Below are 12,736 nucleotides of genomic sequence, written 5' to 3'. Positions count from 1 at the left end.
CGTGTATCTAGAGAGCCGTAACCATCTGCTGGGTAACGTCTTTCAAGAAGCTGTCGATGTGCGCCCAGGTGGAGTTCTCTGACGTCGGGCCGGCCACAATGCCGAGGTGGCTTCCCGGCACCTCCTCGAATCGAACGGACGGTGATCCGGTCAGGACCGACCGGATTGCCGCCACCGAGGCGGCGGGTGCGATGACATCGGATGTTCCGCCGATGGCGAGTACCGGCACATTCAGTTCGGACAGGTCGATGCTTCGGCCTCCCAGAACGATTGTGTTCTTGTACAACCCGTTTCCCAGGATGAGTTGCCTACAGATCTGCCTGAATGCCCGCCCGGGGTAGCCGGGCATGTCCGCCATGAAGGTGTCGATCGATTCCATGCGGGCAAGGGTCTCGGTGTTGTGCAGGTTCTTGGCGATGAACCACGGCTTGAGTAGTTCCCGTTGCGGCGCGGTCACGCGATAACTAGCTTGCACCAGGGGAGCGGGAAGCCCGCCGATCAGATCGATGGCCGTCGTGAGTGGGCGATCGCCGGTGTATCCACCGATCAGCCGAAGTGGGCTGATTGTGGGAATTTTGGTGTAGTCGACCGGGGTGCCGATCGCTGTGATCGACGCTATCGGCAGGTCGGAGTGAGCCGACGCGGTCAACAGCGTCATGGTTCCACCGAGGCTCCAGCCGATGACGGAAACATCTGTGCCGTCGTGCAATTCGGAGACCGCACGTATGGCATCGGGGATGATGCCGTCGATCCAGGATTCAAATCCCATGTGCCGATCTGTGTATTGCATCGTTCCGTAGTCGAGCGCGTACGGCGTATGTCCACCTCGAACGAGATGGGAAGCGAGACTCTGGCCGGGCCGGAGATCGTAACAATATGCGGGGACAGCCAACGGGGGCACCAGGAGTACGGGTCGTCCCTGGATTTCTCCGAAGCGGTACAGATCGCGGTGCGGACCTTCGGAGATCAGGGTGGACGGGGTGCGCCGGCGCCCTTCGACTCCGTCGCCGAAGGACAGACCCCACGCGTTACGAGCACTCGTGATCAAACGCCTCGTATCCAACACAGCTGTCCCCTCGCAGTCGGCAGCCGTGCTTCGGCCACAACGAGTGTATGTTACCTACGATCACATACACCCGCTGCAGTGTGTTCGAATCAGTCCAGGAACAGATCAAGCTGCGGATTGTCGCCGCCGCCGTAGACCGACAGGTCCGTGATTCCCGACTCGATGAGTACATCGGCGTCGATGAAGCAGTTGCCGGTGGTCTTCGTGGACGGCTGGGAGAAGATCTCGACGGCCGCGTCGGCCATGATTTCCGGACTACGTGACGAGGACAGCAGGCTGTCTCCGTCGGCCATGTTGGCCACCGCTGCAGTGGCGATGTACGTCTGTGGCCACAAGCAATTCGCGGCGATGCCGGCGTCGGCAAATTCCGCCGCAAAGCCCAAGGTGAGCAGGCTCATTCCGTACTTCGAGAGCGTGTATGCGGGGTGTGCGCCGAGCCAGTACGGGTTCATGTTCACCGGTGGTGCGATGGTGAGGATGTGTGCGTTTTCCGACTCGCGCAGGTGTGGCAGGGCGGCCTGTGTGAGTAGGAACGTGCCTCGCGAATTGATTTCCTGCATGAGGTCGTACTTCTTTGCCGGCAGGTTTTCCGTGCTTTCGAGGGCTATTGCACTCGCATTGTTGACGCAGATGTCGACGCCACCGAAATTCTCGACCGCGACGGCGACAGCGCGCCTGGCGTCTTCTTCTTTTCGGACGTCGCCGACGACGGCAACGGCCTTTCCGCCGGCAGCTTGGATGCCTTCGACGGCTGTGTGCACGGTTCCCTGAAGTCTCGGGTGTGGTTCGCCTGTCTTGGCGAGCAGAACGACGTTCGCTCCGTACTTGGCTGCTGCGGTGGCGATGGCAAGGCCGATTCCACGGCTTCCGCCGGAAATGACCAAGGTGCGATCGGTGAGTGCGTTCTGGCTGGGCATCGTTCTCCTAAGTTCTCGTTCTCTGGAATGGTATTGGCATTCTCATTTTTTGCAAGTACCGTATTCAACGATGAACGACTTCACGGAAACCTCGTCCGGCATCCCTCTCGCTCCGGTCTACGGACCGGAGGACAGGACTGTCGATCCGCCCGCACCGGGCGCGTACCCCTTCACCCGCGGCAACTTCTCCTCGGGATATCGAGGGCGCTTGTGGACTTTTCGGCAGTACTCCGGGTTCGGCACCGCGGAAGAGTCCAACGCTCGCTATCGCTATCTCCTCGCGCAAGGCGGCACCGGACTCTCGGTTGCCCTCGACCTGCCCACCCAATGCGGCTACGACTCCGATGACCCAGAGGTCACCGAAGAAGTCGGGCGCGTCGGTGTAGCCGTCGATACCCTTGCCGACGCGGAGGTGCTGTTCGAGGACATCCCGCTCGACAAGATCAGCACCAGTTTCACGATCAACGGAACGGCCGCGATTCTGCTGGCGTTCTACGTGGCTGCTGCTGAACGCAAGGGTGTTCCGCGGGAGAAGCTCACCGGGACAATCCAGAACGACATCCTGAAGGAATATGCCTCCCGAGGTACGTGGATCTGGCCCCCGGAGCCGTCGCTGCGGTTGATTGCCGACACCATCGAGTTCTGCGCCGCCGAGGTGCCCAGGTTCAATGCAATCTCGGTGGCCGGAGCGCACTTCCGTGATGCCGGCGCCACCGCCGTCCAGGAGATGGCCTTCACACTCGCGGACGGTGTCACCTACTGCGACACAGTGGTCGAGCGTGGACGCATGACCATCGACGAGTTTGCGCCGCAGATTTCGTTCTTCTTCTACACGCACGGCGACTTCTTCGAGGAGATCGCCAAATACCGTGCCGGACGCCGTCGTTGGGCCACCATCGTCCGGGAGCGTTACGGCGCCACCACGGACAAGGCGTCGATGTTCCGCTTCGGTTGTGTCGCCGGTGGCGCGTCGCTGTACGCGCCGCAGGCGCAGAACAACCTGGTGCGTGTGGCGTACGAGTCCATGGCGTCGGTACTCGGCGGCGTCCAGTCCATGTTCACAGCGGCCTGGGACGAACCGTTTGCTCTTCCCAGTGAAGAGTCTGCGACGCTGGCCCTGCGTACCCAGCAGATCCTCGCTTACGAGACCGGCGTGACGCGGGTGGCTGACCCGCTCGGTGGGTCCTACTTCGTCGAAGCCCTTACGGACGCAACGGAAGAGCGGCTCATCGAGATCATGGCGGATCTCGAGGCGCACGGCGGCATGGTTCGAGCCATCGAGGACGGCTATTTGCAGGGGCTGATCGCCGATGAGGCCTACCAACTCCACAAGGACGTCGAATCGGGCGTAAAGCCGGTTGTCGGTGTCAACCGGTTTGTCTCCGAGGAACCCGCGCCGGAGATTTCGACTTACGAGCTCAACGCCGAAGGGCGTGAGCTGCAACTGAAACGGCTCGCGAGGGTCAAAGCGGACCGTGATCCTGACGAGGTGGCGAGGTCACTGACGGCACTGTCCCGAGCAGCGGAAGGAACGGACAATCTGATGCACAAGTTGATCGACTGCGCCAACGCGTACTGCACAGTCGGCGAGATGGTTTCGTCCCTCAAGGCAGTATGGGGCGAATTCCAGCAGCCGGTGGTGTTCTGATGAGCGCCCGCGTACTTGTTGCAAAGCCAGGCCTCGACGGCCATGACCGTGGTGCCAAGATCGTCGCACGAGCGTTGCGCGACGCCGGATTCGAAGTTATCTATACCGGTATCAGGCGGACGGTCGAAGACATCGTCACCATTGCGCTGCAAGAAGATGTGGCCGTTGTCGGACTCAGTATTCTCTCCGGGGCTCACGTCGCGCTTACATCTCGAACCGTCGAGGCTCTTCGGGCTGCGGACGCAGGAGACATCAAAGTTGTTGTAGGAGGCACAATCCCGCAGTCGGATGTGCCGCGCCTGCTCGAGGCCGGTGCCTCGGCAGTGTTTCCCACCGGCGCTTCACTGGAAGAGCTGGTCAGCGGAGTACGCGCATTGACTGAAACATCGGCAACAGCAAATCTGGAGGAACCGTGCGCATCGGAGTGATGATCGGCCCCGAGCGGGGCGACTCCGCGAAGAAGGTCGCCCGCATGATGGCGGACGTGGAGTGGGCCGAGGCCGCCGGTCTCGACAGTGTCTGGGTGCCGCAGGTTCCCAGCGACTTCGACGCGTTGACGGCTGTGTCCCTGATGGGCACGCGGACGTCGAGAATCGAAATCGGCACAGCTGTCGTTCCGCTGCAGGCACAACATCCGATTGCGCTGGCGCGGCAAGCACTCTCGGCACACGCAGCAACCGACGGGCGGTTGGCGCTCGGTGTCGGTCCGTCGCATCACTGGATCATCGAGGACATGCTCGGCTTGCCCTACGACAAGCCGGCCGGGCTCACCCGCGACTACCTCGAGGTCCTTGCCGCTGCCCTCAACGGCCCCGGTCCGGTAGACGTGGAGAACTCGACGTTCACGGTCCACAATCCGCTCGAGATCGGTCCCGTATCTCCGATGCCAGTTCTGGTTGCCGCTCTCGGACCAGTCATGCTGAAGATCGCCGGCGAGCGCGCCGACGGAACCATACTGTGGATGGCAGACCAGCGTGCGATCGAAGATCACGTCGTTCCTCGGATCAGCAAGGCAGCAGCCGACGCCGGCCGTCCCGATCCGCGCATCATCGCCGGCATCCCGGTCTGTCTGTGCAGTCCGTCCGAAGTCGACAAAGCGCGCGAGCGAGCCAACCGGATCCTCGGTGAAGCCGAGGTGTCGCCGAACTATCAGAAACTCTTGGAAAAGGGTGGCGCCAAGGACATTGGTGATCTGTGCGTTGTGGGTGACGAGAATGCGATACTCGAGGGATTCCGCAGCTACGAGGCCGCCGGGGTTACCGATCTTTCGATGCGACTACTCCCCATCGGTGACAACCGGGACGAGCTGATCGCCTCCAAATACCGGACGCGCGAAGTGATCGCACAGATCGCAGCGGAGTTCCGGTGACCTCCGGGCCGCTGGCAGGCATCCGGATCCTCGAGATCGGGCACATGCTCGCCGGACCGTACGCGACCATGATGCTGGCTGATCTCGGCGCAGATGTCATCAAGATCGAACCGCCGAGTGGAGACATATCGCGCCAGGTCAGCGATTCTTACTTCGCGAGCCTCAATCGCGGCAAGCGGAGTATCTGCATCGACCTCACGACAGAGGCCGGGCAGGCGCGACTCGGCGAATTGGTGGAGGAATCCGATGCGCTGCTGGCAAACCTGAAACCGTCGGCCATCCACCGGTACGGCCTGACCTACGAGGCTCTGCGTAAATGGAACGAACAAATCGTATGCGTTGCACTTACCGGATTCGGGCTGGCCGCCGGTGACGATCCTGCCTTCGACTACGTCATTCAGGCAGCAACCGGCGTAGCTTCGCTGACCGGGGACCCGTCCGGTCCGCCGACGCTTCCCGGATACTCCTCGGCAGACAATTCCTCCGGACTTACTGCGGCTCTTGGACTTCTGGCGCAGATCGTATCGGGTAGTGGGGGACAGGTCGAGGTGTCGTTGCAAGACGTCATGCTCTCGCAGCTCAACTATCGAGCGTCGTCCTACCTCAACGACGGTGTGGAGCCGCGTCGACTCCCTTCAGGCGCGCATTCGTACTATGTTCCCGCTCAACTATTTCCGACGGCAGACGGACACCTCGCACTGTTCATCACACACGACGGTTTCTGGCGCTCGTTTGCCGGCGAAGCCGGCATCGTGGGATTCGAGACGATGGCTGAGCGAGCTGAGCGCAGAGACGAGGTACTGGGCGCCGTTACCGAAGTGTTGGCCACGGACACCGCAGCCAACTGGGAATCTCGCCTGCGCCCATTAGGAGTGCCCGCATCTGCAGTGCGTTCACTACCTGACGCGCTCAACGCGCTTCCGGAGGCGATAGTGACGGCCGGGGACTACCGTCTGGTCGGGAGTCCGATCCGCGTCGCTGGTTACGAACCCGAGTACGGCCCGCCGCCCCTGCTCGGTGAGCACGGGGACATTCCGGCTCGGATCTGATGTCACGCCGGCCGTGCACCGAGCTCGAATTGCGCTACTTGCGGAAAGTTGTCCGTGAAATATTCTCGCGCAAGGGATTTGAATGCGTGCACGGTCGGGGGAACCGAGTGACTTCGGTTGATGACTCCGATCTTCGTGGGAATCGGGGGATTGATGGAGTCGATTCGAAACCCCGGCAAGCCGAGTACCGATACTCGGTCTGCAATCGTGGAACCCAAACCCATTCGTGCCATGTCCACGCGTGACTCGAAATTCTCGCTCTCGATGCAGACCTTCATCTGCAATGACTGTTCGATGAAGATACGCTCCAACCCCACCCGCACAGGGCTGCCCGCAGACGGTGCGATCAACTCCAACTCCGCGACGTCGGGCCAACTGAGAACTCTCGGCGGGCAGTCGTCGGCAGTAGCGGCGCTCAGCACCACCAGTTCGCTCTCGTACAAGACCTGGAAGTCGAGCCCGGGTAAACGTCCGCCGATCCGGCAGAACCCCACGTCGCACTTGCCTTGATCGACAGCGTCGAAGACCTCCTCGTCGGTCATCGGATCCGTGACGTCGATGGAGACCAATGGGTACTTCTCGTGAAAGCGTCGCACCAACTCGGTAGTCGTACGCATGAACGTCCGGCGTGTGGCGATCCGCAATGCACCCGTCGTGACGCCTTTGATGCTGTCGACGACGGAATTCAATTCGCCGAGACTGTGCAACACTCGCCGGGCTGAATCGACAACTCTGGCGCCGTCCACGCTCACTTCCGCCCCGCGCGGGGTCCGAACGAAAATCTTGAGCTCTAGTTCCTTCTCGAGCTTCGCGATGGCATTGGACAGTGCCGGTTGAGTGAGGTGCAAAGACTGTGCGGCGCGGGTGAAATGGGCGTAGTCGGCAACGGCGACGATGCAGCGGAGTTGCTGTACTTCCATGCGCGCGAGTCTACCTGCCGGGATGTCGTGTCCCGGCAGGTAGAACGGTGCCCCGCTACTCGACCTGGAGCGCGATTCTGATGACATCCTTCTCCGGAATGATCTGCGTACCGGCCTCGATCCGAACCTGGTGCAGCACTCCGTTCCACGCGAAAGGCGGACGGTAGCTGTTACTGACCGGGAGGCCGCGGTCGTACCCGAGCGTCATCGATGTGCCGCCGTGTTGCCAGGCATGGGGCAGAGAATGATCGCTGTGCCCGGTCCCGACAATGTTGCCGTCGACGAAAATCTGCACGCGCGCACCGCCTTCGGGTACAGGACTGAGAACACACCCGAGCTGATGACGTCCACTGGTGAGTTTCCGATCGGCGGAGAGCAGGATCTCCCCGCCCGGCGTCGCCACCGTGACGGTAAGGACCCCGTCGCAGACGTACGCCGCGAAACCACCGGTCCAATCTCCGAGAGCAAACAGAACGCCCTCGGGATTCTCGGCTGCCACATCGACGTCGGCGGTGATACGCCCGCCTGCAAAAAGTCGGGGAATCGCCTCGTCCGATACCGGACCGCCCTTCGGGTAGAGCGTGATGTCCGAGCCGACGGGATAGTCCCGCGGCACAATGCTTGCAGTGCGGCCCCGCAGGTTGTCGGCGATCGGTGTGACGTTGTTCCGTTCCGCCTCGGTGAACCACAGCTGCTCGAGTTTCGCTACGACGTCGGGGAATTCGTCGGCCACGTCGTTGGCTTCGGAGAAGTCCGATTCCAGGTTGAACAACGACCAACGGTCGTTGTCGAAATCGCGACTGCCCTCCATCAGCAGTTCCTCGTCCATCACACCCATCGACACGTGATTGGTTGTTGCCTTCCACCCGTCCGCCACGATCGATCGTGAACCGAGCATCTCGAAATACTGAACAGTCCGCGGGTCGGGAGCAGATGCGTCGCTGAACGTCGACAGCAGGCTTGCCCCGTCGACCGACTGCTGTGCGACGCCTCCGACTGTATCGGGAGCGGTGACGCCGCAGGCTTCCAAGATTGTGGGGAAGACGTCGATAACGTGCGCGAACTGCCCACGCACCGCGCCGGCAGCGCTGATGCCCTTGGGCCAGTGCGCAATCATCGGGACACGAGTACCGCCGAGCCAGGTGTATCGCTTCCACAGTTGGAACGGAGTGTTACCGGCCCAGGCCCAACCCCAGGCGTAGTGCGGGTATCCGTGAATTCCGCCCCAATCCTCGAGTTGATCGAGACTCTCCTCGATGTTGTCGTGAATGCGGTGCGTGAACCGGTGTTCGTTGGATGTGCCGGCGACCCCACCCTCAGCACTGGCGCCGTTGTCTGACATCACGAAGATCAGTGTGTTGTCGAGGATCCCCAATTCCTCGAGACTGTCCACGACGCGGCCGATCTGAGCGTCGGTGTGTGTCAGGAACCCGGCGTACACCTCGTGCATACGTGAGTACAGGCGCCGCTCGTCAGAGGTGAGCTGCTCCCAATCCGGAACCCACGACGGTCGCTCCGTCAGTATTGTATCGGCGGGGACGATTCCTTCGGCCACCTGCCGCTCGAAGACGTTCTGGCGCCATCGATCCCAACCGAGGTCGAATTGACCGGCGTAGTCGTCCGCCCATTTCCTCTCGACATGGTGCGGCGCATGCATGGCGCCGGTGGCGAAATAGAGGAAGAAGGGTTTGCCCGGCGCCGACTCCTGCTGGTTGACCACCATCCGAATAGCCTCGTCTGCAAGATCTTCGGTGAGGTGATAGCCGTCCTCGGGTCCGCTCGGAGGATCTACGTACGAGTTGTCGCGGACCAACTCGGGAGCCCAGTGGTTGGCGTCGCCGCGCAGGAAACCGTAGTACTTCTCGAAGCCAAGTCCCGACGGCCACCGATCGTACGGTCCGGCGCTGCTGCGTTCACCGGACGGGAGGAGGTGCCACTTGCCGACGGCCATCGTGTTCCACCCAGCGTCACGCAGGATGCGGGGGACGGTTGCCGCTTCCGGCGGAATCTTGGCGGTGTAGCCGGGATCCGACGTCGGGATATCGGCGAGAAACCCCATTCCAACGGCATGGTGATTGCGCCCGGTCAGGAGGGCGGCACGCGTCGGCGAGCACAGAGCGGTAACATGAAATCGGTTGTAGCGCAGTCCACCCTGGGCCAGTTTGTCGATGTTCGGAGTCTCGATATCCGAACCGTAGCAGCCGAATTGGCCGAAGCCCAGATCATCGAGAACGATGACGACGACGTTGGGTGAACCTTCTGGTGCCTTGCGGCTGTGCGCATTCGCGGACATCCCACTCCTTCGGTGAACGGTGTGTTGACAGGTCAGTTCTGGAACCAGAGTTCCTCGGGTAGTGAAGATCCAAGGCCGTACATCTGCGCGCCATGTACATTTTTGCCGGTGATGACGGACGGTGACGACCGCACGTACCAGATCCCGGGATTCAATGCGACCAGACGATTCTGCACTGTTTCGTACGCTTCCTTGCGCGCAGCCGGGTCTTCGGCAACGCGGCCGGCGTCCAGCGCAGCGGTGAGCTCTCGATCGTCGACGCCGATCGTGTTTCCGCGTGAGGTCGAGTGAAAGGCGTTCCACAGACCGGAATCCGGATCCTGGATGAGCGCAGACGTGATGGTCATATCGAAATCGTGCGCCGCGGTGCGCGCCGTGGCGGCAGCAAAGTCGACGACATCGATCTTGGCTTCGACGTTCTCGAATGCACTCAACTGGGCCTGGACGCTCTCGGCCGTTGCCTTGGCTTCCGGCGTCGGGTAGGTGGTGAAGGCAAAGGAGACAGGCTTGCCTTCTGCTGCCAGTTCGTCGAACAGTTTCTGAGCTTCGACCTTGTCCGGACTCGGCAGCGCAATATCGGTGAAGTAGGGGGAGTTCTTCTGGAACAGGGTGGCGGGAACTTGCCCCTTGCCGTTGTACACGGCGACATTGACCGATTCCGGATCGATCGCGAGAATGACTGCCCGGCGAGCCCTGGGATCGTCGAAAGGTGCTCGGCGGAAATTCATTCCGATGAACTGGCCGCCGCCGAGTGGCACCGTCTGAGTGGGGAATCCGGCCTCTTCTGCCTTTGCGAGGTTCGCCCAACTCGTTTCTGCTGCGACGTCGACAGCGCCCGTGGTGACCGCGTTGAGTCGCTGAGCGTTATCGCTCGCGGCGCGGAGGGTAATGCTGTCGAGGTATGGACGTGGCGCGTCCCAGTAACCCGTGTTCTTCGACAGCTCGATGACATCTTGGCGCATCCACTTGGTCAGGGTGAATGGACCGGCTCCGACGGGTTCCGCGTCGAATGCCGCCTGTCCTTTCTGTAGTGCCGTGGGTGAGGCTATCCAGTTCATGGCGCCGGCGAGCAGGTTCTGCGGGAAGTGCGGACTGGGGGAGGTCATGGTGACGCGAAGTGTGGTTGCGTCCACCACATCGTTGCTCGCGACCTGCGCGGCCTGTCGGAGCGACGTCGATGCCAACGCAGGGTCGCGCAATCGGTCCCAGTTGAACTTCACGGCAGCGGCATCGAGCGCAGTGCCGTCGGTGAACTGAAGCCCCGGGCGAAGTTTCAACATGAAGGTCCGGCCACCGTCGGTGGTAGAGAAGTCCGTGGCCATCTTGTACTGGATCGCGAGGGTATCGGCGTTGTTGACGATCAACGTTCCGTACAGTGCGTTGCCCAGAACCGCCTGGTGTGCCCACGTGTTGGACAGTGCTGCAGGGTCGAGGGTGCGAGGCTCGCTGTTGTACGTGAGCGGTGCGCTGCCGCCTGCCACCGGATCTCCTGCAGTGGTCGATGTTTGATCGACAGCAGTTCCGCCGCCGCAAGCACTCAGGAAGAGCACCGCCGCACACGCCAAGACTAGTGTCGTTCTAGCTTGCCGTGTGGGTCGAAACTTTCTCAAAGACACTCGCTGCGCTCGAGTCATCGTCAGCCTTTCGGAGGAATCGCGTGCCGGGGAAGTTGCCTGATCGGCAAGGGGTGCTTGTTATTACAAGTCAGCGCCAGGCGGTACGTCCAATAGACATTTCGTATCGAGACAATCATTGGAATGTATCGACGCCGCGTGTCCTGTGACTTCGGCCTTGCCGGACGACGAAGATGGTCCCGCGAGTTCGCAACTCGCGGGACCATAGTTGTGTCTTCAGTTGTGGAAGATCAGTTGGTCATCCAGAACTCCTCGGGCAGTGGTGATCCGAAGCCGTACATCACAACGCCATGTGCATTCTTTGCAGTGATGACCGACGGTGCAGACTTTGCGTACCAAATACCCGGATTAAGTGCTACCAGACGCTTCTGCACGGTTTCGTACGCCGCGCGGCGTTCCTCGATCGTCTTCCCGACACGGCCGGCGTCCAGGGCGCCGGTGAGTTGCTGGTCGCTGATTCCGGTGATGTTTCCCTGCGAGGAGGAATGAAATGCGGTCCACAGCGCGGCATCGGGATCCTGGAACAATGCCGATGCAATGATCATGTCGAAATCGTGAGTGGCATTGCGGGAATTTCCGGTCGCGGCATCCACAACTTCGATATCCATGGACACATTCTTGAAGGCGCTCAGTTGCGCCTGCACAGTTTCGGCGGTTGCCTTGTTCTCCGGCAGTGCATAGGTGGTGAAGGTGAAGGACAGGGGTTTGCCCTCGGCTGCCAACTCGTCGAAGAGTTTCTGCGCCGTTTCCTTGTTGGGGGTCGTCAGTGGAATGTCGGAGAAGAACGGTGACGTTTCCGGGAAGAGTGTCTGCGGGACAACGCCTTTACCGTCGTTGATCACGGTGTTGACTGCTTCGAGATCCACAGCCATGGAGACTGCCCGACGGGCGCGTTCGTCGTCGAACGGTGCGCGCCGCACGTTCATGCCCATGTAGAGTCCGCCGCCGAACGATACTGTGTCGGTGGACAAACCGGCGTCCTGCGCCTGAGCCAGGCTCGCCCAGTTCGTTTCCATGGCAAAGTCTGCGCCGCCCGCGATCATCGTGTTGAGGCGTTGCGTAGCGTCAGCGACCGTTCGGAGGGTCAGCCCGTCGAGGTACGGCTTCGGCGCATCCCAGTACCGCGGGTTCTTCTTCAGCTCCATGACGTCCTGGCGTGTCCACCTCGTCAGCGTGAAAGGCCCGGCACCGACGGGGTTTTCGTCGAAGGCGGCTTGCCCCTTCTGCAATGCAGTGGGTGAGGCGATCCAGTTCATGGCACCGGTCACCAGCGCCTGTGGGAAGACCGGACTGGGCGCTGCCATCACGACGTTCAGAGTCGTGGCGTCCACCACCTCGGTGGACGCCACCTGCGACGCCTGCCTGATCGAATCGGATGGATTCGCAGGATCACGCAGACGATCCCAGTTGAACTTCACGGCAGCCGCATCCAACGGTGTTTCGTCGGAAAATGTCAGCCCGGGGCGAAGTTTCAGTGTGAACGTCGATCCACCGTCGACTGTGGAGAAGTCTGTCGCCATGGTGAACTTCATGTCGAGCGTCGAGGGATCCTCGATCATCAACGTCCCGTACAGCGCGTTTCCGAGAAGGCTTTGCCGCGTCCACGAATTACCCAGTCCAGCCGGGTCGAGAGTGCGAGGTTCGCCGATGACAATGGCGCGCGCCACCCCACCCGCTACCGGGTCACCGGCATCGGCGCTGGTTCCGGTGGTTTCTGCGGGGCTGGTGCCGCACGCACTGACAAAAACTGCCACGGAACACACCGCGGCCAGAGTCGCGGCTAGTGCGCGCCTCGTTCGGATCATGGTCGACCTTTCAGAAGTAATGCAGCTGGCAAGTC

At 61.5% G+C, this 12,736-nt stretch carries 10 protein-coding genes; 4 read left to right on the top strand and 6 right to left on the bottom strand.

Annotation, left to right across the window (positions count from 1 at the left end; translation table 11 throughout):
* Positions 1–7: 7 nt before the first annotated feature.
* Together KYT97_RS14340 and KYT97_RS14335 are read right to left on the bottom strand one after the other, a co-directional pair.
* Positions 8–1,066 carry an alpha/beta fold hydrolase gene (locus KYT97_RS14340; protein WP_219112657.1) on the bottom strand — a complete coding sequence of 353 codons (1,059 nt, stop codon included), beginning with the start codon at positions 1,064–1,066 and terminating at the stop codon, positions 8–10.
* Between the two features lie 89 nt (positions 1,067–1,155).
* Positions 1,156–1,983 (bottom strand): SDR family oxidoreductase, encoded by an 828-nt coding sequence (locus KYT97_RS14335; protein WP_045064808.1) that lies wholly within the window; start codon positions 1,981–1,983, stop codon positions 1,156–1,158.
* A 70-nt stretch (positions 1,984–2,053) separates the two neighbouring features.
* On the opposite strand from KYT97_RS14335, the gene KYT97_RS14330 reads away from it, so the two are divergent.
* Genes KYT97_RS14330 through KYT97_RS14315 form a run of 4 tightly spaced genes read left to right on the top strand, consistent with a single transcriptional unit; the run spans position 2,054 to position 6,049 of the window.
* A complete protein-coding gene (locus KYT97_RS14330; RefSeq protein WP_033237029.1) occupies positions 2,054–3,631 on the top strand; it encodes a methylmalonyl-CoA mutase family protein in 1,578 nt (525 codons plus the stop codon).
* Entirely contained in the window at positions 3,631–4,059 is a 429-nt protein-coding gene (locus KYT97_RS14325) for a cobalamin B12-binding domain-containing protein (protein ID WP_033237028.1), read from the top strand. Before KYT97_RS14330 ends, KYT97_RS14325 begins: the two co-directional genes overlap by 1 nt.
* A complete protein-coding gene (locus KYT97_RS14320) occupies positions 4,044–5,000 on the top strand; it encodes an LLM class F420-dependent oxidoreductase (RefSeq protein WP_033237003.1) in 957 nt (318 codons plus the stop codon). Before KYT97_RS14325 ends, KYT97_RS14320 begins: the two co-directional genes overlap by 16 nt.
* Complete coding sequence (locus tag KYT97_RS14315; RefSeq protein ID WP_116103675.1) at positions 4,997–6,049, top strand: CaiB/BaiF CoA transferase family protein; 1,053 nt, start codon at positions 4,997–4,999, stop codon at positions 6,047–6,049. The genes KYT97_RS14320 and KYT97_RS14315 overlap by 4 nt, the downstream gene beginning before the upstream one ends.
* 2 nt (positions 6,050–6,051) lie before the next feature.
* On the opposite strand, the gene KYT97_RS14310 is transcribed toward KYT97_RS14315, so the two are convergent.
* From KYT97_RS14310 to KYT97_RS14295, 4 genes are all read right to left on the bottom strand, one after another.
* The gene (locus KYT97_RS14310; RefSeq protein ID WP_033237001.1) at positions 6,052–6,969 is read right to left on the bottom strand and encodes a LysR family transcriptional regulator; all 918 of its coding nucleotides are present in this window, start codon (positions 6,967–6,969) and stop codon (positions 6,052–6,054) included.
* A 55-nt stretch (positions 6,970–7,024) separates the two neighbouring features.
* On the bottom strand, positions 7,025–9,262 hold the full coding sequence (locus KYT97_RS14305; protein WP_219112655.1) for an arylsulfatase: 2,238 nt from the start codon (positions 9,260–9,262) through the stop codon (positions 7,025–7,027).
* 32 nt (positions 9,263–9,294) lie between these two features.
* Positions 9,295–10,743: an ABC transporter substrate-binding protein gene (locus tag KYT97_RS14300; RefSeq protein WP_245006128.1), complete on the bottom strand. Its 1,449-nt coding sequence runs from the start codon at positions 10,741–10,743 to the stop codon at positions 9,295–9,297.
* 383 nt (positions 10,744–11,126) lie between these two features.
* A complete protein-coding gene (locus KYT97_RS14295) occupies positions 11,127–12,701 on the bottom strand; it encodes an ABC transporter substrate-binding protein (RefSeq protein ID WP_033236999.1) in 1,575 nt (524 codons plus the stop codon).
* Positions 12,702–12,736: the final 35 nt, after the last annotated feature.

The sequence above is a fragment of the Rhodococcus globerulus genome, from assembly GCF_019334125.1.
In the GTDB taxonomy this organism is placed as follows: Bacteria; Actinomycetota; Actinomycetes; order Mycobacteriales; family Mycobacteriaceae; genus Rhodococcus_F; species Rhodococcus_F globerula.
The sequence above is the reverse complement of the archived record's forward strand: the minus strand, read 5'-3'. Positions and strand labels throughout refer to the sequence as shown.